The organism is Peptoniphilus harei (assembly GCF_900454685.1).
In the GTDB taxonomy this organism is placed as follows: Bacteria; Bacillota; Clostridia; order Tissierellales; family Peptoniphilaceae; genus Peptoniphilus_A; species Peptoniphilus_A harei.
On record NZ_UATM01000032.1, the window covers coordinates 1,294,591 to 1,318,406 of the forward strand.

23 protein-coding genes are annotated in these 23,816 nt (G+C 30.8%); 2 read left to right on the plus strand and 21 right to left on the minus strand.

Annotated features, from left to right (window positions below):
* Window positions 1–4 precede the first annotated feature (4 nt).
* Entirely contained in the window at window positions 5–658 is a 654-nt protein-coding gene (locus tag DRZ96_RS07615; protein ID WP_112890205.1) for a copper amine oxidase N-terminal domain-containing protein, read from the plus strand.
* 661 nt (window positions 659–1,319) lie between these two features.
* Window positions 1,320–3,041: an Rqc2 family fibronectin-binding protein gene (locus DRZ96_RS07620; protein ID WP_112890206.1), complete on the plus strand. Its 1,722-nt coding sequence runs from the start codon at window positions 1,320–1,322 to the stop codon at window positions 3,039–3,041.
* Between the two features lie 19 nt (window positions 3,042–3,060).
* Here the strand turns inward: DRZ96_RS07620 and DRZ96_RS07625 are convergent, their stop codons facing one another.
* From DRZ96_RS07625 to DRZ96_RS07725, 21 genes are all read right to left on the minus strand, one after another.
* The gene (locus DRZ96_RS07625; protein WP_112889259.1) at window positions 3,061–3,378 is read right to left on the minus strand and encodes a YerC/YecD family TrpR-related protein; all 318 of its coding nucleotides are present in this window, start codon (window positions 3,376–3,378) and stop codon (window positions 3,061–3,063) included.
* Between the two features lie 101 nt (window positions 3,379–3,479).
* The gene (locus DRZ96_RS07630; RefSeq protein WP_112890207.1) at window positions 3,480–4,130 is read right to left on the minus strand and encodes an OLD family protein; all 651 of its coding nucleotides are present in this window, start codon (window positions 4,128–4,130) and stop codon (window positions 3,480–3,482) included.
* 4 nt (window positions 4,131–4,134) lie between these two features.
* Entirely contained in the window at window positions 4,135–4,368 is a 234-nt protein-coding gene (locus tag DRZ96_RS07635; protein ID WP_070701178.1) for a hypothetical protein, read from the minus strand.
* On the minus strand, window positions 4,369–5,820 hold the full coding sequence (locus DRZ96_RS07640) for an AAA family ATPase (protein WP_112890208.1): 1,452 nt from the start codon (window positions 5,818–5,820) through the stop codon (window positions 4,369–4,371). It lies immediately after the preceding gene.
* Window positions 5,817–6,797 carry a metallophosphoesterase family protein gene (locus DRZ96_RS07645; RefSeq protein WP_112890209.1) on the minus strand — a complete coding sequence of 327 codons (981 nt, stop codon included), beginning with the start codon at window positions 6,795–6,797 and terminating at the stop codon, window positions 5,817–5,819. Before DRZ96_RS07645 ends, DRZ96_RS07640 begins: the two co-directional genes overlap by 4 nt.
* A 4-nt stretch (window positions 6,798–6,801) precedes the next feature.
* A complete protein-coding gene (recA, locus tag DRZ96_RS07650) occupies window positions 6,802–7,860 on the minus strand; it encodes a recombinase RecA (protein WP_256584825.1) in 1,059 nt (352 codons plus the stop codon).
* Window positions 7,861–7,862: 2 nt separating this feature from the next.
* Entirely contained in the window at window positions 7,863–9,098 is a 1,236-nt protein-coding gene (locus DRZ96_RS07655) for a competence/damage-inducible protein A (protein ID WP_112890210.1), read from the minus strand.
* Window positions 9,099–9,106: 8 nt separating this feature from the next.
* On the minus strand, window positions 9,107–9,640 hold the full coding sequence (pgsA, locus tag DRZ96_RS07660) for a CDP-diacylglycerol--glycerol-3-phosphate 3-phosphatidyltransferase (RefSeq protein WP_112890211.1): 534 nt from the start codon (window positions 9,638–9,640) through the stop codon (window positions 9,107–9,109).
* A complete protein-coding gene (gene rimO, locus DRZ96_RS07665; RefSeq protein ID WP_112890212.1) occupies window positions 9,637–10,953 on the minus strand; it encodes a 30S ribosomal protein S12 methylthiotransferase RimO in 1,317 nt (438 codons plus the stop codon). Before rimO ends, pgsA begins: the two co-directional genes overlap by 4 nt.
* Complete coding sequence (locus DRZ96_RS07670) at window positions 10,946–13,312, minus strand: FtsK/SpoIIIE family DNA translocase (protein ID WP_112890213.1); 2,367 nt, start codon at window positions 13,310–13,312, stop codon at window positions 10,946–10,948. The genes rimO and DRZ96_RS07670 overlap by 8 nt, the downstream gene beginning before the upstream one ends.
* Window positions 13,313–13,350: 38 nt before the next feature.
* Window positions 13,351–13,782, minus strand: a complete 432-nt coding sequence (dut, locus tag DRZ96_RS07675) for a dUTP diphosphatase (protein ID WP_112890214.1) — start codon at window positions 13,780–13,782, stop codon at window positions 13,351–13,353.
* Between the two features lie 55 nt (window positions 13,783–13,837).
* Entirely contained in the window at window positions 13,838–15,949 is a 2,112-nt protein-coding gene (locus tag DRZ96_RS07680; RefSeq protein WP_112890215.1) for a polyribonucleotide nucleotidyltransferase, read from the minus strand.
* 43 nt (window positions 15,950–15,992) lie between these two features.
* Window positions 15,993–16,259 carry a 30S ribosomal protein S15 gene (rpsO, locus tag DRZ96_RS07685; RefSeq protein WP_070701196.1) on the minus strand — a complete coding sequence of 89 codons (267 nt, stop codon included), beginning with the start codon at window positions 16,257–16,259 and terminating at the stop codon, window positions 15,993–15,995.
* A gap of 115 nt (window positions 16,260–16,374) precedes the next feature.
* A complete protein-coding gene (locus DRZ96_RS07690; RefSeq protein ID WP_070701199.1) occupies window positions 16,375–17,283 on the minus strand; it encodes a bifunctional riboflavin kinase/FAD synthetase in 909 nt (302 codons plus the stop codon).
* Window positions 17,280–18,170: a tRNA pseudouridine(55) synthase TruB gene (truB, locus tag DRZ96_RS07695; protein ID WP_070701201.1), complete on the minus strand. Its 891-nt coding sequence runs from the start codon at window positions 18,168–18,170 to the stop codon at window positions 17,280–17,282. The genes DRZ96_RS07690 and truB overlap by 4 nt, the downstream gene beginning before the upstream one ends.
* Entirely contained in the window at window positions 18,167–19,141 is a 975-nt protein-coding gene (locus DRZ96_RS07700) for a DHH family phosphoesterase (protein WP_070701203.1), read from the minus strand. The genes truB and DRZ96_RS07700 overlap by 4 nt, the downstream gene beginning before the upstream one ends.
* Window positions 19,134–19,487 (minus strand): 30S ribosome-binding factor RbfA, encoded by a 354-nt coding sequence (gene rbfA / locus DRZ96_RS07705; RefSeq protein ID WP_070701205.1) that lies wholly within the window; start codon window positions 19,485–19,487, stop codon window positions 19,134–19,136. The genes DRZ96_RS07700 and rbfA overlap by 8 nt, the downstream gene beginning before the upstream one ends.
* Window positions 19,487–21,748 carry a translation initiation factor IF-2 gene (infB, locus tag DRZ96_RS07710; protein ID WP_112890216.1) on the minus strand — a complete coding sequence of 754 codons (2,262 nt, stop codon included), beginning with the start codon at window positions 21,746–21,748 and terminating at the stop codon, window positions 19,487–19,489. The genes rbfA and infB overlap by 1 nt, the downstream gene beginning before the upstream one ends.
* A 24-nt stretch (window positions 21,749–21,772) precedes the next feature.
* On the minus strand, window positions 21,773–22,036 hold the full coding sequence (gene rnpM, locus DRZ96_RS07715) for an RNase P modulator RnpM (RefSeq protein WP_070701209.1): 264 nt from the start codon (window positions 22,034–22,036) through the stop codon (window positions 21,773–21,775).
* A gap of 25 nt (window positions 22,037–22,061) precedes the next feature.
* Window positions 22,062–23,342, minus strand: coding sequence for a transcription termination factor NusA (gene nusA / locus DRZ96_RS07720; protein WP_112890217.1), 1,281 nt, complete (start codon window positions 23,340–23,342; stop codon window positions 22,062–22,064).
* 11 nt (window positions 23,343–23,353) lie between these two features.
* Window positions 23,354–23,815 (minus strand): ribosome maturation factor RimP, encoded by a 462-nt coding sequence (locus DRZ96_RS07725; protein WP_070701213.1) that lies wholly within the window; start codon window positions 23,813–23,815, stop codon window positions 23,354–23,356.
* Window position 23,816 lies beyond the last annotated feature (1 nt).

Sequence of the window (23,816 nt, forward strand, 5' to 3'; positions counted from 1 at the left end):
TTTTATGAAAAATATTAAAAAATTATTAGGAATTGGAATTATGTCCGCAGTTTTAAGTACATCTGTTTTTGCAGCTGGTAAATTACCCAAGGAAGCAGCTGATAAGGATATAAATATTTATATTAATGATAGTATACAAAATATACCTGGAGATATGGGTAGTGCATATCTTGACAAGACTAACGATAGGGTAATGGTGCCTGTTAGATATATAACAGAAAACCTTGGCGCTAATATAAACTTTTATCAAAGAAAGGAAACTAAAACTAGTGGTATATTAATAGGAGCCATAGATGTTTTAGTTGAACTAGATATTAATTCAACTAAGGCAAAGGTAAATAATGGAGGAAATGAAAGTATAGTTAATTTAGATTCTCCTGCAATACTTTATGATGGAAGGACTTATGTTCCTATAAGATTTATTTCTGAAACTTTAGGCCTTAATGTAGATTGGAAGAATGATTCAGTTTATATTTCTGGAAATTTTAAAACTAAGGGAAAGAGATATAATTATGAAGAGGATAATAAGGATCTAGATAAGAAAGATAATGAATTAAAAGAATTATCTAAGGAAGATCCTAAGGATTTAAAAGATCTAAAGAATACAAAAGCTGGGTTAAATAAGTCTAATAATGAGAAATCACTATTTGATTTTTAATATATATTCCATTGAGTGAGAGGGGAACCTATTAAAAGCTAAAAAATCTTATATAAAAAAACATAGAAATTAGTCACAAAATAATAATTTTGTGACTAATTTTTATGTTTTTTTAGATTTTTATCTTTTAGCCCTCTTTTTTTAGAAAAATCTTAAATTTACTATTTTTTGATTTTCACCATTTTACTACTTACTTTCTATAATTTTTTATCCTTCTTAATTATATTTTGTTTTTATTGTTTAAGTTATTATTCATTTTAATTTTGCATTCTAAAGTCTTAACTTAAATTTATTTTCATTATATTCGCATCTATTTTAGTCTTATACTATATCTTTTTAAACTTGCACTATATCTTTCATTAAATTAGGCTTTATAGCTTGTGAAATCATTTAATATTAAGATTATTTAATATATTATAGTTATACATAAACTTCCTTTATTATATCATTTCCAGTCGTTATATTTTATCAAGTAAATAATGATACCCTATTAAATACTAAATGATAATAATTTCTAATTTATACTTTTATCATTATTTTTATAATCTTCTTTCAATTTTACTTCTCCACCTATAAAACCCTTTTCTATACATATGTTTAGATTATTCGTTCTTTTTATTCACTAGCTATAATATGTTATAATTACTCTCAGGTGATAATTATGTCCTTAGATGGTACAGTAGTAAAAAGTTTAGTATATGAAATAAATAATCGTGTTAATGGTGGTAGAATAGATAAAATTTACCAAAATGACAATAACGATTTATTAATTAATATAAGAGCTAATGGTAAAAGAGAAAGGCTCTTTATTTCCATTTCTGGTAGCCCTAGAATGTATTTTAGTGAAGAAATCTTTGATAGTCCGCAGAATCCACCGGCATTTTGCATGCTTCTTAGAAAACATCTTGAGAATAATCAAATACTCGCTGTTAATCAATATAAGATGGATAGGATAGTTGAAATTCATGTAAAATCTCGTGATGAACTAGGGATGTACAGTGAAAAGTCTCTTATAATTGAACTTATGGGTAAACACTCCAATGTTATTCTTATTGATAATGAAAGCAAAAAAATTATAGACTCCCTAAAAAGAGTTAATTTTAATCTTTCAAGCGTTAGAGAAGTTCTACCTGGTCTAACTTATAATGAAGAAGATATATCAAGTGGACTTAATCCCTGTGATACAGACTCAATAATTGATTTGATTAAGATTTCTCAAGAGAACCTTAATCTAAAATCTTTCTTTTTAAAGAATTTTACAGGTATAAGTCCACAAATGTGTAGCGAGCTGGAGTATAGATCAGATATTGATTTTAAGAGAAATATTTCTTCACTTAATGAAGAAGAGATGGAAAACTTAAATAAGAATTTCCTTAGTATCTTTAAGGATATTAGAGACAATAAATTCTCTCCAATAAAAATCATTAGAGATGATGTCTTTAAAGACTTCTATTCAATTGATCTAGAATCATTAAGTGATTATGAGAAAATAAAAGTTGAAATGGTCTCTCCCCTTCTAGAAGAGTTTTATAATTCAAAATTTTTAAGGGATTCTTTAGGATCCAAGAGCAAAGAGCTTAGAAAGGCTGTTAAGAAGCATATAGAAAAAACTAATAGGAAGATATCAAACCAAGTAAATGAACTCAATGCTGCCCTAAATAGAGACAAGTTTAAAGTTTATGCTGACCTTTTATCTTCAAATTTTCATAGAATTGAAAAAGGTGCAAGTTCTGTCACAGTAGAAAATTTTTATAATGAAATGGAAGAAATGAAAATTCCTCTTGATCCTAAATTGGATGGGCCTTCTAATGCCTCTAAATATTATAAGAAATATTCAAAGCTGAAAAATGCAGCTGTTTTTCTAAGTGAACAAATTGAAATTGGAAAGTCTGAAGTGGAATATTTAGAATCTATATTATTAAATATCGACTTCGCAGAGACTCCTGATGAGATTGATGAATTATACGAAGAGTTAGAAAAAGAAGGTTATCTAAAGAAGAAAAAAAATAATAAAAAGAAGAAAAGAAAAGACTCTCAAGAAAATTATCTTGTAATTAAAACAGAAGATGGATTTGATATTTACATTGGGAAAAATAATAAACAAAATGATTATTTGACTCTAAAAAAAGCTAGAAAAAATGATCTATGGTTCCACGTAAAAGATGCTCCAGGATCACATGTAATTTTAAAAAATGATAATAGGGATTTCTCAAATAGTGCAATGATGACTGCAGCAAAATTTGCTGCTAAGTATAGCTCATTATCCAAATCTCAAAATATACCGGTAGACTATACCTTCAAGATAAATGTAAAAAGACATCCTGCAAAAAAACCGGGTTTAGTATCTTATACAAATTACAAAACAATAAATATAAATATATAAAAAAAGAATAAGGAATACCTTATTCTTTTTCTTCATCTTCATCTATAAAGTTTAGTCTTTGTAAAACTAATTTATATCCATCAGATCCATAGTTTAAAGATCTATTAATTCTAGATATAGTAGCAGTTGAAGCTCCAGTTTCAGTTTCAATTTCATGATAAGTTTTATTTTTAACTAATAGTTTAACAACCTGAAGTCTTTGTGCAATTGCTTGTAATTCTTTAACTGTACAAATATCTTCAAAGAATCTATAACATTCTTCTAAGTTTTCAAGTAAAAGAATAGCTTCAAACAATCCATCTACATCTTTATTTTTTAACTTTGAGTCGTAAATCATTGTATCTCCTCCTGACTTTTAGTTTTCTAGCATTTAATACATAAACACCCTTTATGTTCATTAATATATTAACAATTTTACTTGCTAAAGTCAAGAAAATATTACTCTTGATAAGGGCTAACTTCACTGATTCCGCCCTTATTCTTTACATAAAATGATTTGTCTGAAATTTGTGACAAATGAGGATTATGTGTTACCATTATAATTTGTCGGTTAAAAACATTTGACGACTGTTTCAAAAATTCACCAAGATTGAAAATATAATCATTACTTACGTGCTTCCCAGGCTCGTCTAATATTAAAGGTCCTGATAAGTTAGGTTGATTTTGTTGTAAGAAAGCAATTCTAAGAGCAAGTGAAATAATGTCTACAACTCCACCACCTCGGGCTATCTCAGGTTTGGTTTTTATACTATAACCTTCAGAATAGTTAGATTGCACAAAGAATTCGGCTATGGGTACAGATCTTGCTTCAGATAGTTCTATTAAAAACTCAATATCTGTTTCAAAAATAAATTGAAGACATTTTGTAACAGTATCTTCAATTTGTCTTTTAGATTGTTCTCGAGCAAATTCAGAGGTTTTTTGAAATAATAGAGATACTTGACTTAAAACTTCACTATATTTCTCTTTTTCTTCAAGACTTTTTTCGATTTTTTCTAATTGATCCTCTAAAATTTCAATTTTCCCCTCATCATTTAATATCTTATTATTTAATTTATTTAAATTTAAATCCAATTCCTTTAGGTCCAAAAAATCACAACCTTGGCATTAAGTCATTGGCTTCGTTAAAAAGCTTATCAATTTCATTTTTTAAATTAGATATTTCCTTTTCTAGATCTTCTGGTTTAATACCTAGTTTTTCAATTTCAAGTAAAATATCTTTTTTTTGAGAATTTAATTGTTCAAGTCTCGCCTCAGACTTATACTTCATATTTTTTAGTCTGTCTAATTCTTCTTTTAAATTTTTTAAATTTTCTTCATAATTCATTTAATCATTCCTCAAGTGGTATTTTATATGCTCAATGGATTCATCATTTATTTCACTATAGCAGAAAGGACAAACCCCAATCTCTAGAATAGTATTTTCATAAGATTCAGTATAATTTTTTATACTACTCTCAATATCTTTAAGATTATTATTTTCTAATTTATAATTATTTTTTATTCTTTCCAAATTACTAGAAAAGTCTTTTAACAACATGAAAGACCTTATCTTTTCATTTAACTCATTAGATATTTCTTCAATATTTGTATTATTATCAAAAGCTTTAATGTAATTATATCCATAATTTAATTTGTCAGTAACTTTTGATAGGATTTCCTTTTCTGAATAAAGTTTAAAATATAAGCTTATTTTATCTTCTAAAAAACTAACGATATCAGTAAGTCTTACTTCATTCTTAAATAAATCTAGATTATTTTTAGTTTTATTAATTAAATCAGTGTTAGACTTATATTGCTTATAAAGGCTTGTATATGAGTTTAATTTAGCTTGCTTGTATTCAATCTCTTTAGATTTTTTATATAAAATATCAATATCATTTAACTTCTCTAAGTTTTGTGATAAAATTTTTGCTTCCGAATCAGTTTTATTAAGCTTTGATAAATAAGATTCATAGGCATTACACTTAATTAAATTGGCTTCAATTTTTGGGAGTGTATTTTCAATAGTTTCTACATTGCTAAATTTTTCAATAAAGCCATTAACTTTTTCTATCTCAAAACTATTTATATCGTATCTTTCTTTCAAGCTAGATGCTAAATTTAGTTTGTCATTTAGAACTGCAATCTTTTCTCTAATTTCGGAGATCTTTTCGAATTTTTCTTTATAGTTTTTTATATAGTCATATTCTTTTAATTGGTCTTTTATATTGTCTCTATTGGATCTTAGATCTTCTACTTCTTGATTAATTCTTTTATTATCTCTTACAACAGTTCTAAGAGCATCATCGACATAGTTAACTCCAATAAGCCTTCCTATTGCAGAAGCCCTCAATGAAGCTTGTTCATTAAGTAGAAAAGGCCCATCTAATTGTTCAGCTATATTTAAAATGCTTTTGTTATTGGAATTATCAAGTGAGACCTTGTACATCTGAGTTGCATCTGTTATTTCTTTTGGTACATCTAATCCAAAGCCCTCAAATCGCATTTCTTCACCTTGAGCATCAAGTAGATAATATGAATTTTTTGAAGGAGTTCTAGATCTTTCTACAACTACTCCATTGGAGAAAACAATTTTAACGGAGACATCCTTCTCTCCTTGTCTAATAAAATAGTCTCCTCTGGGCTCATTATAAAGGGCCCATTTCATTGCCCTTAAGATAGCAGTTTTTCCAGCATCAGAATTTCCCAAGATAACGTTTAGGCCTCTGTCAAATTCAATCTCTGTATGACTGTGAGACTGAAAATTTATAAGTTCAATTTTTTTTATATAAATCATGAGTATCTACCCTCATTAATTTGAGCTTCCTCTACCCTTTTAAGGGCTTCTTTTTTTATTTCTTCACTTATATTATCACTTTTAGAAATCCTTAAAAGCAATTCGAAAATATCAAGACTCTTATAATTTGTGGAAGCTTCGATACTTTCTTTAAATTCTGCCATTTTTATTCCCTTAAATTGATGTCTTTCCATTTCTGACCTATCAAGAACTTCTTCACCGGGCTTGGCAGATTTAAGATATCTTTCTTTTATTTCAATTTTGTCGTCTAAGGTAATAATATCCACCTTAGGCTTTCTTTTAATTTCTATTTTGGAGTTTGAAATTCTAATTAAGGCACCTGGATTTACAAAAAATTTGTCATCAAGCTCCTGAGTTTTAAATCCAAAATGGTAATGTCCCCCTAAGGTTATATCTGCTTTTGTGTCTCTAATATCATCTATAAGTGTATGAGAAACCTCCTTAATAAAAGGTTTGTCAATTAAAAAACCATGTGTCATATGTATTGCATACTTACATGAGTCATCAACTTCGTCGACTATATAGTTGTTTCTATTGGAGACTTCATCCATAGAATATATATAAGGAGACCCAGTTAATTGAACTCGTAGATTATCCTTTTCTAGGATAATCTTTTTGTAATTTACAAGATTCATAATTCCTAAATTGCATAGAAGCCCTAACATGGTTCTATCTAAGGTGTCAGGGTTGTGACCGAAAATGTCATGGTTTCCACTTATTATGTATATAGGAACACCGTAGGATTGAAAAATTTTTGCAAAATCGGAGACGATGGAGACAGAAACATCAGGTCTGTCAAATAAATCGCCTCCATGTAATACAAAATCAATTTTTTCTTCTTGAATAATACTTGAAATTTCTTTTAATTTTTCTTTTAAAGTTTCACAGTAATCATCTAGTCTGTTCTTTGGACTAGTTCCCCTAATGTGAGTATCTGTTAAATAAAGTAATTTCAATAAATCACGCCTTATTCTTCATTAGTAGTTGATGTATCTTCTTCATTTTTTTCATCATCAGGAAGTAGTTATAGTAAACTCTTACTTTATGATCGATTTCTTTTAATATATCTGGATTTTCTTCTAAGAAATCCTTAGCATTTTCTCTACCTTGACCTAGTCTTTCCTCTCCATAAGAATACCAAGCTCCAGCTTTTTTAACAATATCAGCTTCGGCAGCAACGTCAAGAATATTTCCTACACTAGAAATTCCCTTACCATACATAATATCAAATTCTGCTTGCCTAAATGGTGGAGCAATCTTATTTTTAACAACCTTAACCCTTACTCTATTACCAATAATTTCATCACCTTTTTTGATGTTTTCAGACTTTCTAATATCAAGTCTTACAGATGAGTAAAATTTAAGGGCCCTACCACCAGTAGTAGTTTCAGGGTTACCAAACATTATTCCAACCTTTTCTCTAAGTTGGTTAATAAAAACAACTGTACACTTTGATTTATTAATTGCTCCTGTTAATTTTCTTAGAGCTTGAGACATAAGTCTTGCTTGAAGTCCTATTTGTGCTGCTCCCATATCTCCATCTATTTCTGCTTTTGGAACAAGAGCTGCAACAGAATCTATTATTATTAAATCAACTGCATTAGATCTTACAAGGGCTTCTGTTATTTCTAAGGCTTGTTCACCAGTATCAGGTTGAGAAATAATTAGATTTTCAACGTCGACACCAAGGTTTTTTGCATATCCAGGGTCAAGAGCGTGTTCTGCATCTATAAAAGCTCCTGTACCGTCCATTTTTTGAGCTTCAGCTAACATATGAAGCGCCAAAGTAGTTTTACCTGAAGATTCAGGACCATAAACTTCAATAATTCTTCCCTTTGGTATACCGCCAATTCCAAGGGCAATATCCAGGGCAAGTGATCCTGTTGGAATAGCATCAATGTCAAGCTTTACATCGTCTCCAAGAATCATTACGGATCCTTCACCATATTGTTTTTCTATTTTTGATAAAACATTGTGAAGAGCTTCTTGTTTTTCTTTACTTAAATTGCTTTCTTTCATAATTACTCCTTAAAATTTTTCCTTAGTAAATAAAGAATTTGTGATAAAGTCCTATTTACTGTGCTTCTGCGAATTTTATTTCTATCTCCTGAGAAGAAATAATGTTTAGTATTATAATTATCTTCACCAAAATATATACATGTGAAGACATTTCCTACTTCAGTTTCAGATGAATTTGGTCCTGCTTCACCAGTAGTTGAAACTCCAATATTAGCTTGAGTTCTTTCTTTTACACCCTTAGCCATTTCATATGCAGTATTTTCACTTATTGCTCCAAACTTATCTAAAGTTTCTTTAGATACATTTAAGTTTTTATTTTTGGAACTATTTGAATAAGTTACAAAAGAGGACTCTAAAACATTTGATGCACCACTTACATCAGTAATTGCAGATGCCATCATACCACCAGTTATTGATTCGGCAAAAGAGATTTTTAAGTTATTTTTCTTTAAAATATCCACAATCTGTTTTGAAACATCCTCATTATTTTCAGAATATATATGAGTTGTAAACTCCTTATATAGAGAATTTATAGTCTGTTCTATAGAAGATTGTAACATATATTTTTCTTGACTTTTACCAATAATCTTGACTTCAGTATGTGTTCCATGGGCAAAAGTATTTATAGAAATACTCTTGTCAAGAAAATTCATCTTCCTTATTCTATCTTCGATTATGGATTCTCCAAGTCCAATAATATCAATAGATTTAACCATTATATTGTCCTTTGTAAAGGATTTGTTTGAAAAATAATAGTCTAGCATTGGTTCCATTTCGTTGGGAGGTCCTGGAAGTAAGATTATTTTTTTATTGTCAAATTCAATGTATTCACCTAGGGCTACTCCCCACATGTTTTCTATTTTTTCTGATCCTTCAATAAGCATAACCTGCTTTAGGTTATTAGGTGTCATATTTCTACCAAGTCTATTAAATCTATCTTCCATTTTTTGTTTCTCATCTTCATCAATGTAGACTCTTCTATTTAAAAACTTGGCAACAGCATCTCTTGTTAAATCATCTTCTGTTGGTCCTAGACCACCACATATAACAATTAGGTCAGATTTTTTAGAAAGATATTTTAATTCTTCTACAATGTCATCTAATCCATCATCTACAGATACTTGTCTAATAACGTCTATTCCCATATCAGTTAGTTTTTCTGATATGTATTTTGAGTTAGTATTGGTAATGGATCCAATTAAGATCTCTGTACCAACTGTAAGAATACTTGCTTTCATAAATCTCCTTAAATGTTTTCTAGGTCTAAAACTTTTTTATTTTTAATTAAATAATCCGCTCCAGAAATAACAGTAAAGATTACAGCTAAGTAAAAAACTATCATTCCAGGAGTTTTAAAATCTTCTAATCCTGTTAAGAGTAAAATATTTGAAATAAGCTGTGTAACAGTTTTAAATTTTCCTAAAGGACTGGCAGCTATAGTGATATTTTCTGATGCCGCAATAATTCTAAAACCAGTAATTGTAAATTCTCTTGCTATAATAATGATTACGCCCCAAGCTGGCATCTCACCAGTACTAACTAGCATAATCATAGCCGAACAAACTAAAATTTTATCAGCTAGAGGATCTGCAAATTTACCGAAGTTAGTAACTAAGTTGTCACGTCTTGCAATATGACCATCTAAAAAATCAGTAAAAGAAGCTATAGCAAATATTGCAGTAGCTATTAGTCTAGAATTATTAAAATTAAAGTACATGCAAAGTACAAAAACGGGAACTAGAAGTGTCCTCATTAAAGTTAGTTTATTTGGAGTATTCATATTAATTCACCTACTAAGTCATAATCAAGACTATCAATTATTTCAACTTGGACAAAGTCTCCTATCTCAAGCTCTTTATCTGATTGAACATAAGTTACTCCATCTATTTCTGGAGAATCCATATATGTTCTTCCCACATAATTATTGTCATCAATCTTTTCTTCAATTAAAACTTCAAAAGTTTTTCCTAAATTCTTGGATAGAATTTCACCTGAAATGTCACTTTGGATAGCCATTATTTCGTTCTTTCTTTCTTCTTTAATATTATCTGGGATTTGTTCATCTAAGCTTGCAGCTCTAGTCCCCTCTTCCCTAGAGTATTCAAAAACACCTAGCTTATCAAATTTTATATCTTCAATAAAATCAACTAGTTGATCGAAATCTTCCTGATTTTCTCCTGGGAAACCAACAATAAAAGTCGTTCTAATAACAATGTCTGCTACAGATTTTCTCAAGTTCTTAAGAGTTTTTATTATATGGTCCTTACTTGTCTTCCTGTTCATATTTTTTAAGACATCATCAGATATGTGTTGAAGAGGCATATCTACGTAATTTACAAGCTTATCGTTGTTTTTAAATTCCTCTATCAAATCATCTGTAAAGTGATCAGGATAAAGATATAAAACTCTAATCCATTTTAATTCTTCTATTTTTGATATTTCTCTTATTAAATTGGCAAGTGAATATTTTGAGTAGAGGTCTATTCCATAATCAGTTGTATTTTGAGCTATGAGAATTATTTCTCTTGCTCCTTTACTTACAAGATATTCAACTTCCTTATATACATCTTCTATTTTTCTAGACCTATTTTTGCCACGTAATGAAGGAATAATGCAATAAGAACAGTTATTATTACATCCTTCAGAGATTTTCACATATTCTGTTGTATTAACTTTTTCTTTTCTAATGCCTTCTAGATAAGCAGAGTTTAAATTGTCAGTCTTTACAAATAAATCACCTGATAGACTTCTATCTAATAGCTCATTTATATATTCAATATTACCTGTTCCAAGTATACCGTCTATTTCAGGAATTTCTTTTATTAGCTCTTCAGGATATCTTTGAGCTAGACAACCTGATAGAAGAACCTTTTTACATCGTCCCTCATTTTTATATTCTACTGACTCAAGTATTGTGTCAATAGATTCTTCTTTAGCCGCATCAATAAACCCGCAAGTATTTACGATTAAAATGTCGGCTTCGTTTGGATTCTCTACCATTTTATATTTATCTTTATCTAAAAGTGAGTACATCATAGAAGAGTCTACATCATTTTTTGAGCAACCCAATGTAACTATGTGGACATTATTCATCTTCATCACCTAAAATCATTTCTAATTCTTCCTTTGTTTTTAAAAGCTTACGAGGTTTAGAACCTTCGTGAGGTCCTATTATACCCAGTTCTTCCATTTGATCAACGATCCTACCAGCCCTTGAATAGCCGACCTTTAGCTTTCTCTGTATATAGGATATTGAGGCTTGCTCATCATTTACAACGAGCTCTACGGCCTCTTTGAAAAGTGGATCTTTTTCATTATCAATCTTTACCTTTTTGTCCTCAATTGCTTGTTCTATCTTTGATTCAACAGTATTTTTAATTTCATTATTATTTTTTACAAAATCAACAAGTCTTTCAACTTCGCTATCACTAATGAAAGCTCCTTGAATTCTTTTTGCTTTTGGATATTTACTTGGATAGAATAACATATCTCCTTTTCCAAGTAGTTTTTCAGCACCACCCATGTCAAGAATAGTTCTTGAGTCTACAGAAGATGCTACGGCAAAGGCTATACGAGATGGTACGTTTGCCTTTATTGTTCCTGTGATTACATCAACAGAGGGTCTTTGAGTTGCAAGTATTAAATGCATTCCTGCAGCTCTTGCCTTTTGAGCAAGTCTTGCGATATATTCTTCAATCTCTTTTGAAGCAACCATCATAAGATCTGCTAACTCATCTACAATTATTAATATCTTAGGAAGTTTTTCATCTTCCCTTCCCTCAGCAACCATCTTTTTATTAAATCCCTTTAAATCCCTTACGTGATTTTCAGCAAAAGCTTGATATCTTTTCTCCATTTCATCAACAGCCCAGTTAAGAGCAAAGGCTGCTTTCTTAGGGTTAGTCACTACATCTATTAAAAGATGAGGTATGCCATTATATACACTAAGCTCAACAACTTTGGGGTCTATAAGCATTAACTTCACATCTTTAGGAGATGACTTATAAATAACACTTGTAATTATTGAATTAATACATACTGATTTACCTGAACCAGTAGCACCAGCAATTAAAAGATGAGGCATGTCTTCCATGCCAGAGATTAGTACGTTGCCTTCAACGTCTTTACCTAGGGCAAGTGGAATATCAGACTTACTATTTTTAAATTCTTTGGACTCAATTAGTTCCTTGAGGCTAACAGAATCTTTCTCCTTATTAGGAACTTCAATGCCAACCACTGTTTTACCAGGTATGGGTGCTTCAATACGCAAGTCAGAACTTGCCAGAGCCATAGCTATATTGTCACTTAAACCAACAATCCTAGATAGTTTTATTCCTGGTGCAGGCTTTAATTCATAGGATGTAATAACCGGTCCACGATTTATAGCCACTACCTTTGAATCAATACCAAAGTTTTTCATAGTATTTTCAATTATTTTTCCTTTTTCAAGTACTTCATCTTTAGAAAAATTACCTTTTGAAGGAATTCTCTCTAGAAGTGCTGTATCTGGATAAGTATATACAAATTCTTCTTCTTTTTTGTGCTCAATATCATCCTTTATTGTATCCACTACCTCGTCTTCAATTTTTTCTTGAGCTTTTTGAGGAGTTACTTCATCTTCCTTTAAATTTATGTTTTCATCAATTTCTTCAAAATCATTATTTTCAGTTAAAGAATCCTCTGAATAGTCTTTAACAATTAAGTCTTCAGTAAAGTTATCATAATTTTCAGATTTTGTTTCTTCTTTAAGTTTTTGTTTTTCAACTTTTTTATTTTCTTTTAGAGCTTTTTTCTTATCTTTCTCTTCAGCCTTTAATTTTTTCTCTTTTATTTTCTCTTCACGAGCAATTTTTTTATCATTAAAGTATTCTCCAAGGTCTTCAAAAGCCATTATTATTTGTTCCATATTAGGCCTTAACATTAAGTAAATTGAAGCAATTATAATTAGGCTGAGAATAATATAAGTTCCAAGTGAACCCAAAAGTTTATAAGAGAAGAATCCGAAGATTGCTCCAATTATACCTCCACTTCTAGTTATATCCATGTACTCCGTTGATTTTACTATTCTTTCAATTAGAGTCATGTCCATTTCTTTAGATCCATCTAAGAAAACTAAAGTGCAAAGAAGTATAATTAAAGTATAAACTATATAGGAAGACATTCGATTTTTAGTAGCTTGAAGGTTAAAGAGTATTCCCCAAAAAATAAAAAGTAAGGGGATAGCAAAGTTTGCAGAACCTGCTAAAACAGAAAATAGTTTATATACTAATGCCCCAACGATTCCCATTCTTTGACTATATAAGCATATAAAGAAGACTATTCCAATAACTATTAGAAATAGTCCCTTAATTTCTCGTCCATTATCTATTTCAGAAGATATTTTTCTCCTATTAATTTTTTTATTATTATTTTTCTTTTTAGTTTTTTTATTTGTTTTTATATTTCTTTTCAAGAGCTAGCACCTCATTAATATTATAACAATTTGTGCCCTTAAAGACCAGTATGACCGAAGCCTCCATCACTTCTTTCGGTATCACTAATCTCCTCTACTTCAACTATATCGGGAATTTCAATTTTCATAAAAACAACTTGGGCAATCCTATCGCCATCTTCTATGACAACATCATCTATACTCATATTAATTAGAATCACCTTCAATTCTCCCCTATAATCAGAATCAATAGTTCCAATACCATTTGGAAGTCCTAGGCCTTTTTTTAATGCTAAGCCTGATCTAGCTCTAACTTGAGCTTCATAACCTTTTTCGAATTCGAAATAAAGACCTGTTGGAACTAGCACTCTATCTAGAGGTTTTAAAACTAAATCTTCATCTAGATTAGCTCTTAAGTCCATTCCTGAAGAGCCATCTGTTTCATACTTAGGCAGAGGATGCTTACTTTTATTAATAACTTTTAATTTCATAAATTCTCCTTTAAAAAATCGCATTAAAATAAATTCTAATGCGACTTAACTTTACTTATTTATTTTCTTCTTTCTTGGAATTATCTTCTCTTTTAATAAGAGCTTTTCTTGATAGAGAAATCTTACCTGTATCTTTGGCTATGTCAATTACTTTAACTTCAACTGAATCGCCAACTTTTAATACATCTTCTACATTGTTAGTTCTTTCATGAGCAATTTCAGAAATGTGAAGGAGACCTTCTGTTCCTTTTTTAATTTCTACGAAAGCTCCAAACTTAACAATTTTCTTAACCTTTCCTAGATAAACTTCTCCAACTTCAATTTCTTTTACTATATCTTCAATGATTGCAATAGCTTCTTTAGCTTTTTCATCACTATCAGATAAGATAGAAATTTTTCCGTCATCATCAATATCGATTTTTACACCAGTTTGTTCAATAATTTTATTTATTATCTTTCCACCAGCACCAATAACTTCTCCAATTCTTTCTGGATCAATAGAAATCATGTGGATTATTGGAGCATACTTGGAAAGCTCTTCTCTTGGTTTTTCAATTGTTGTAGCAAGATGATCTAAAATCTCAAATCTAGCATCTTTTGCTCTATCAAGAGCAGTTTCAAGAATTTCTTTTTTAATACCTTCAACCTTAATATCCATTTGGATAGCTGTGATACCCTTTCTTGTACCTGCTACCTTAAAGTCCATATCTCCAAAGTGGTCTTCCAAACCTTGGATATCAGTCAGTATTTTTATAACTCCATCTTCTTCAATAAGACCCATAGCTATACCTGCAACAGGTGCCTTGATAGGTACACCTGCATCCATTAGGGCAAGAGTTGATCCACAGATAGATGCTTGAGAAGAAGATCCATTAGAAGATAATACTTCTGAAACAACCCTTATTGTATATGGGAAGACTTCTGAATCTGGAATTACTGGAAGTAGAGCTCTCTCTGCAAGAGCACCGTGACCAATTTCACGTCTACCAGGAGACCTAGATGGTTTTGTATCTCCAACACAGAATCCTGGGAAATTATAGTGGTGAATATATCTCTTTGGTTTGTCATCTCCAAGTCCATCAATAACTTGCTCTTCAGAGATTGCACCTAGAGTGGCAATTGAAAGCACTTGAGTTTGTCCTCTTGTAAATAAGCCTGAACCATGAGTTCTTGGTAGAACACTAACTTCAGATGATAGATGTCTAATTTCATCTAGTTTTCTATCATCAGGCCTTCTTTCTTCTTCAAGAATGCCACGTCTAATTTCAGTAACTTCAATTTCTTCAATTGCAGCTGAAATATCTTTTGAGTGTTCTTCCATAAGGTCCACGAAGTGTTCTCTAATAGCTTCTTTAGCTTTTTCAGTGTTTTCTTCTCTTACAACCTTATCTTTTTCTCTAATAGCATTAACTAGTAAATCTTTACCAAAATCTTTTACCTTAGCTACAATTTCTTCGTCAGCTTTAAATACTTCGTATTCAGCTTTTTCTTTTCCAACTTCACTAGAAATTTCTTCTACAAACTCACAAATATCTTTTATAACTTCGTGACCTTCTAGAATAGCTTCAAGCATTTCAGATTCACTTACTTCTTGCGCACCAGCCTCTACCATCATAATTGCAGTCTTTGTTCCAGCAAGAGATAAGTTTATTTTAGAATTGTTTCTCTCTTCTTCGTTAGGATTTATGATATATTTTCCGTCAATATATCCAACTTCAACTGAACCTGTAGGTCCATCAAAAGGAATATCAGAAATAGAAAGAGCAATAGAAGAACCTATCATTGCAACAATTTCAGGTGAATGATCTTGATCAACACTTAAAACAGTTGCTACTATGTGTACATCATTTCTATAACCTTCTGGGAAAAGAGGTCTAAGTGGTCTATCAATTAGTCTAGCGGATAGGGTAGCCTTTTCGCTAGGTCTTCCCTCTCTCTTGATAAATCCTCCAGGGATTTTACCAACTGCATACATTTTTTCTTCATAGTCTACACTTAGAGGAAAAAAGTCGATTCCCTCTCTTGGCTTAGAAGAAGATGTAGCTGTAACAAGTACAACAGTATCTCCATATTGTACTAAACAAGCACCATTTGCTTGCTCAGCAACTTTTCCAATTGTTACTTTTAACTGAGAACCTGCAAGATCCATAGTATAAGTTTTTTCCATTATTTCCTCCTTCTAATAAGAAAGAGCGGAATTACCGCTCCTATTATCCTCTGATTTGTAGTTTTTTAATAAGTGTACGATATCTTTCTATATCCTTATTCTTTAAATATCTTAATAAGTTTCTTCTTTTACCTACCATTTTAAGAAGTCCTCTTCTTGAGTGGTGGTCTTTTTTGTGAACTCTTAAATGTTCGTTTAAATCGTTAATTCTTCTAGTAAGAATTGCAATTTGAACTTCTGGTGATCCTGTGTCACCTTCGTGTGTTTTAAATTCGTCAATAATAATTTGTTTGATATTTGTTTCTAACATATTTTCCTCCTAAATTTTTTAGATAAAGCTAATCAAAGTAGGCGTCGAGGAGCGACCAACTGTGAATAGCTATTTAACCTTAAATATCTTACCATATAAAGGCTGGCTTGTAAAGTCATCTATTCCTTGTAACTAAAACATCTTTAGCAATCTGATCGAATAATTCTTCTATGGAATCAAATTTCAATTCAGGTCTTACAAAATCTAAAAGTTCAAGCTCAACAATTTCCCCATAAATATCTCTATCAAAATCAAGTATATGAGCTTCAATTTTTATCCCATCATGCTCAACAGTTGGGTTTGTACCAATGTTAGTTGAAGCTTTAAACCTCTCTCCATTTATAATAATATCTGTGTCATAAACTCCATATCTCGGAATTACAAAATTATCTACTAATTTTAAGTTGGCAGTTGGATATCCCATTTTTTTTCCAAGACCTTTTGCATGTATAATTTCCCCAATTAGCTTATAGGGTCTTGATAAAAGATCATTAGCCTCTTTTATCCTACCTTCTTCAATTAAGTTTCTTATTAGGGTCGATGAAATTTTCTCTCCATGAGATGAAATTTGATTAATAACATCAATAGTATCAAATAAATCTTTATTTTCTAATAAAAAATCCACATCGCCAGATTTTTTAAATCCATAAGTGTAATCATAACCTACAACAACTCCTCTAATTTTAAGATTATCTGCTAGAAAATCTTTTAAGAACATCTTAGGAGTGTAAGCCATAAATTCTCTTGTAAAGTTTATAAGATAAATTATATCAACTCCTAGATTTTCTAGAATTTCAAATTTAGTTTGATTTGTTGTTATAATGTCCTTTTTACCGACCTTAATAAGGTTGTCAGTGTGTTCATTAAATAACAATATGCTAGACTTAATATTTAAATCATCAGCTCTTGCAACTGCTTTATTAATTAATTCCATATGGCCCTTATGAACACCATCAAAGTTTCCTAGGGCAATAACTGAATCTTCGTCTGCTATATAATTTAAGTCAATTTCAATTATTTTCATAAATCACCTATTAATCTCTTCTTCATCTTAAGATAAGGTTTTTCATCAATAAATCTAATTTCTCCAATTCCTAAAAAAAGATTTTCGCAATACACTCTGTAATTATCAACTTCTGGCTTGTGATTAAGCCTGTAAAATTGTCCATTAAGAAATTTATTAAGAAATCTTTTGTCTAAATCAATTTTTTTAAGATTAGTTAAGGCTAAATCCATTGGTAGAATTTTTTCCTTTATTTCATCAATAGACATATTTTCAAAATCAGAGCTATTAATAGAATCCTCTATTTTAAAATTTCCAGTTCTTATTCTTCTAAGCTCTGTTAGTGTACCATAAGTGCCTAAAAAGTTCCCAATATCATTTGCAAGAGACCTTATATAAGTTCCCTTAGATACCTTAACTCTTATTAGGAATTCATCACTTCCGTTAAAATCTAAAAGTTCATTTTTATAAATCTCAATATTTCTTTCTTTTATTTCTACCTCTTTACCTTCTCTTGCATACTCGTAAAGTTTCTTACCACCCACTTTTAAAGCAGAGTAAATAGGAGGCTTTTGTGACAACTTACCAGTAAAATTTTGAAGAGCTTTTTTTATGTCTTCTTCATTGAAGATAACTTTTTCTTCTTTTAAAATATTACCAGCAATATCATATGAATCGGTCAAGATACCTAGTTTGATTTTAGCTTCGTATTCCTTGTCACTTGAAAGAATATATTCGCTTGTTTTAGTTGCTTTTCCAATAGATATAACTAGCACTCCTGTAGCCATAGGATCAAGAGTACCAGTATGACCTACTTTTTTTATCCCTAATTTGCGCCTAACCTTATAAACTAAATCATGGGATGTTATTCCTTTATCCTTGTCAAATACTAAGAGACCATCAATCATAATTCTTCTTCCGCCACTTCAACTAAATCTTTTTTTGCCTTTTTGATATCGGTGTGGTTTATTGTACCGCCTGAAGCCCTAATATGTCCTCCGCCATTAAACTTAGACGCAATTTTCGTACAATCAACATAAGATTTAGACCTAAGAGATAGCCTAATACAATCGTCTTTTTCTTTAAGGAGAACTGCAAGTTCAACAGTATCAATATCTCTAACAAATTCTACTATTCCGTCAGCATCTGACTTTGCTGCTTTAGTCTTTTCTATATCTTCTTTAGTTACTATAACTACAGCAATCTTATCTTTATCAAAATACTCAATAGAGTTCATGGCCCTAATTAACAAATCAGTCTTTTGTCTAGACCTACTTTGGTAAACATTTTGCGTAACTTCATTTATATCGATGTCATACTTAAATAAGTCTGATGCAATTTCAAAAGTTTTTGAGCTAACTGAACTATATTTAAAAGAACCTGTATCTGTTGAAAGTCCTGTAAATAAGGAAGTCGCTATTTCTTTATCTAATTGTAAATTAAGATATTTGAAAATTCTTGCAAGGACTTCACAAGTTGCTGGTGAATTTTCATCAACAATATTCAAATCAGCATAATTCTTATTACTAAAGTGATGGTCAATATTAACAGTTTTTTTAGACTTGTTAAATATTTCTTTCACCCTATCTCCCATTCTATCTTCATCTGAAGAGTCAAGAGCAATAAATAAATCGAAATCCTCATCAATATTTTCTGGACTTTTTGAATAAGAAAGATTTGGTAAAAATTTAAAATGGGATGGAACACTGTCATCTAGTATAAAGACTGGATTTTTACCAAGCTTATTAAGCATGCCAAGCATTGCAGTAGCAGATCCTAAGTTATCTCCATCAGGATTTAAGTGAGATGCAACTGCAATACTATTGCTATTATCTATTAAATTTTTTAATTCAGAGGATAATTCCTTTAGATTAATCATTTTTGTGATTTACCTCATCTATAAGTTTATCTAATTCCATAGCTCGTTCAATAGAGTCATCCTTAATAAAAATGAGTTCTGGCATCGCCCTTAGTTTAACCCTATTAGCCAATTCTTTTTTTATAAATCCCTTAGCTGAATTAAGTCCTTCAACTGCTTCATCCCTATCATAGTCATCTCCTAAGACAGAAACATAAACTTTTGCGAAGGATAAATCATTTGTAACTTCAACATGAGAAATACTAGTAATAGAAGGTATCCTTGGATCTTTTAACTCATTTTGAACTATATTAGATATTGTTCGTCTTACTTCTTCTGATATTCTGTTAATTCTTTTATTGTTCATTATGATCTTTCAACTTCCTTCATGATGTAAGATTCAAGAAGATCGCCTTCTTTAATATCATTAAAACCATCAATAACAAGTCCGCCTTCAAAACCTGTTGCAAGCTCTCTAGCATCATCTTTAAATCTCTTTAGAGAAGCAATGTCTCCTTCGTGAATAACAACGTCATTTCTTAGCACTTTAACCTTAGAGTTTCTTAGGATTTTACCGTTTAGGACATAAACCCCAGCAACCATTTGGTTGTTTGGAAGTTTAAATGTTTGTCTTATTTCACATCTTCCAAGGATTTCTTCTACAATATCTGGATCTAGCATACCCTTAGCTGCTTGTTCTATATCGTTAATAATTTCATAGATAACTCTGTATGTCCTAATTTCAACATCTTCAGTTTTTGCAAGTTCTATAGCATTAATATTAGGTCTAACATTAAATCCAATAACAATTGCATTAGATGCAGAAGCTAGAGTAACGTCAGATTCATTGATTCCACCAACGCCTGAGTGAATTACAGAAATCTTAACTTCTTCAGTGGAAAGTTTTAGTAAAGATTGGTTAAGCGCTTCAACAGAACCTTTTACATCACCTTTTACAACAACATTGAGTTCTTTTACATCTTCTTCAGAAATTTTTTCGAATAGGTTGTCAAGACTAATCTTAGTTGTTTGACTCAATCTCTTTTCTCTAGAAATTTCTGTATTCTTATCGGCAATTGCTTTTGCAGTCTTATCATCATTAACTGCATAAATTGTGTCTCCAGCATTAGGAACATCGTTAAGTCCTAAAATTACAACTGGCATAGAAGGTCCAGCTTTTTTAACTTTTTTGCCTTTATCATCTTCCATAGCTCTTATTCTTCCTGAGCAAGTACCAGATACAATAGCATCTCCAAATCTTAAAGTACCGTTCTTAATAAGAATAGTTGCCATAGGTCCCTTAGCCTTGTCAAGATTGGCTTCGATTATAGTACCAATAGCACGTCTATTAGGATTTGCTTTTAACTCTTTCATTTCAGCTACTAATAGAATCATTTCTAGAAGTTCATCAATGCCTTCGCCAGATTTTGATGAAACTCCAACAACAATTGTGTCACCGCCCCATTCTTCAGGAACAAGATTTTCGTTCATTAATTCTTGTTTAACTCTTTCAGGGTTGCCTTCTGGTTTATCAATTTTTGTAATTGCTACAATTATTGGAACATCAGCGGACCTTGCGTGAGAAATTGCTTCAATTGTTTGAGGCATTACACCATCGTCTGCGGCTACAACAAGTATTGCTATGTCTGTAGTTTGAGCTCCCCTAAGTCTCATGGAAGTAAAAGCTTCGTGACCTGGTGTATCGAGGAAAGTTATTTTCTTTCCAGATAAATTAACAGTGTAAGCCCCTATATGTTGAGTAATACCGCCAGCTTCAGATTGAGTAACATGAGTTTTCTTAATAGAATCTAATAGAGAAGTTTTTCCGTGGTCAACGTGACCCATTACTGTTACAACAGGTGGTCTTGGTTTAAGATCTCTTTCCCTATCTTCTCTTAGAAGCCCATATTCTTCTTCAACCGATTGGTCAAGATTTGGAGCTTCAATTTCAATTTCAATTCCAAGTTCATCAGCTAGTAATATACAAGTATCTTCATCAATACTTTGGTTTTGATTTGCCATAACTCCAAGTCCAATTAGTTTTGTAATAACTGTTGATACAGACACTCCCAATTGGTTAGCAAAATCCTTTACTGTTATAGGTGCTATAACTATTATAGAATCATCTCCCTTATCTTCCTCTTCAACCTTATGTTTTGATCTAACTTTTTTCTTTGGTTTTTTCTTAGTCAAATCTCTCTTAAAGGAGTGGTTTTTATCATTATCATTTTCTTTGTTTTTAGACTTATTCTTTTTGTTATTTTTCTTTTTTTGATTAGATGAATGTTCGCTCTTATCATCATTTTTTTTATTTTCTTTATTAAAAGTCTTGTTTTTATTATCTTTTTTAAATTCTTTATTATCTGAATTGTTATTGTTTTGTTTTTCCTTATTAGGATGAGTTTTTTTCTTGTTGTCTCCCTGCTTATCATTGTTTTTCTTTTCTACAGGAGAGTCATTCTTTGAAGAATTTTTGTTATATAAATTTCTTACTCTATCTTCTTCAGCGCTATCTAATGTTGACATATGATTTTTTACAGATATTTCAAGTTCATTTAACTTTGCAATTAATTCCTTACTTGTAATACCAATTTCCTTTGCCAACGCGTGTACTCTAATTTTTGACAAATTGAACACCTCCTAAAAAGAAGCTTAATCTACAGATTCAATTAGTTTCTCATAAACTTCCTCACTAATCTCTGTCGTGAATGCCCTATTTAAAGCTTTTGACTTTATCGCTTTTTCCAAACAACTTTTGTCATTGCATAAGTAAGCTCCTCTTCCATTTGCCTTTCCAGTTTTATCTATAAAGATTTCATCGTCTTTGTTCTTTACAACTCTAATTAAATCTTTCTTTTCTTTTTGTTCTCTACAACCTATGCAAGTACGCATAGGTACCTTCCTAATTTTAGTCATTACTTACTCCATTAAATTAAGAATTTTAAATGTTAACATCTTCATCTATAGAATTTGTTTCTATGCTTTCTTCATCCTCAATATTCATATCAGAGTTTTCATCAATATGAGAATCTGATTCTTCAGGATGTATTTCAGTTGTTTCTAAATTTTCTCCAGATTTTTCAAAGTCTTCAGATATTTCCTCAACTTCTTCATCAGAAAATTCTTTTTTAGCATTTTCAAATTCTTCTTTAAGTTCTTCTTCTGTTATATTTCTCTCTTCAAGGTATTCTTCAAACTGAAGATTTGATTTTATATCTATCTTCCATCCGGTTAATTTTGCAGCAAGCCTAACATTTTGACCTTCCTTACCAATAGCAAGAGAAAGTTGGTAGTCAGGAACTATTGCAAGTGCAGATTTTTCTGCTTCATTAACAAATACTTTTTCAACCTTTGAAGGGCTTAGGGAATTTGCAATAAACTTGTCTATTTCCTTCTCGAATATAACAATATCTATTTTTTCATTATCAATTTCATCAACTATTGCATTTACTCTTTGACCCTTGTATCCAACACAAGCTCCTAGAGGATCTACTTCTGGGTCTCTTGAAAATACAGCGATTTTTGTCCTTGAACCAGCTTCTCTAGAAATAGAGTATATTTCAACTATTCCTTCACTTACTTCAGGGATTTCTAATTCAAATAATCTCTTTACTAAATCTGGATGAGATCTTGAAAGGACTATTTGAGGTCCTTTTGTTGATTTTTCTACTGATAGAATCAACATCTTATATCTATCCCCGTGATTATAGGACTCACCATTAATTTGTTCACTATAAGGAAGAATTGCCTCAGTAGTTCCTAAATCAACATAAACATTGTTATAAGCTTTTCTTTGGACAAGACCAGTTATAATTTCTTTTTCTCTTTCAACGTATTCATCGAAAACAATATCTCTTTCAGCATCCTTTATTCTTTGGATTACCACTTGTTTAGCTGTTTGTGCAGCAATTCTACCAAAATTTTTAGGATGAATTTCTAGATTATATATGTCTCCAATTTCATAACTTGGGTCTAATTTCTTTACCTCTTCTAAAGATATTTGTAGTTGAGGGTCTTCCACAACATCTACAATTTCTTTAGAGGAGTATAATTTGATTTCTCCAGTTTCTCTATCCATATTTACGATTACATTTTCTGATGTACCATAATTTTTTCTATAACTAGAGACTAAGGCCGATTCCAAAGCTTCAAAGACAATTTCTTTAGAAATCCCTTTTTCTTTTTCGATTTCATTTAAAGCGTCAATAAACTCTTGATTCATTTATTCCTCCATTAAAATTTTATAGTTTGTTTCATTGATGAAATTGATTTAATTGGTATTGCCAATTCTTTCTCATCTTTCATAAAATAAATATTCTCGTCATCATATTTATCCAAAACAAAACTAAATTCTTTCTGTCCGTCTATTGGAGCATAAAGTTTTACATCAACTTCATTGCCAACATTTCTTCTATAGTCATCTTTTGTTTTAAGAGGCCTATCAAGTCCAGGAGAAGAAATCTCAAGATAGTATGGATTTTTCAAAGCTTCTAAGTTATCAAGTTTCTTTTCTAAACTTCTACTCATTTCGGTGCAGTCATCTAAATCAATGCCTTCTTTTTTATAAATAAAAATTGACAAAAGATCATGCTTTGATCCATTTTGAAATTCTATGTCTACAATTTCGTAGCCAAGTTCTTCTGCTACCTCTTCAGCTAGTGGGTAGATTTCTCTTTTTAATTCTTTTTTATTCACT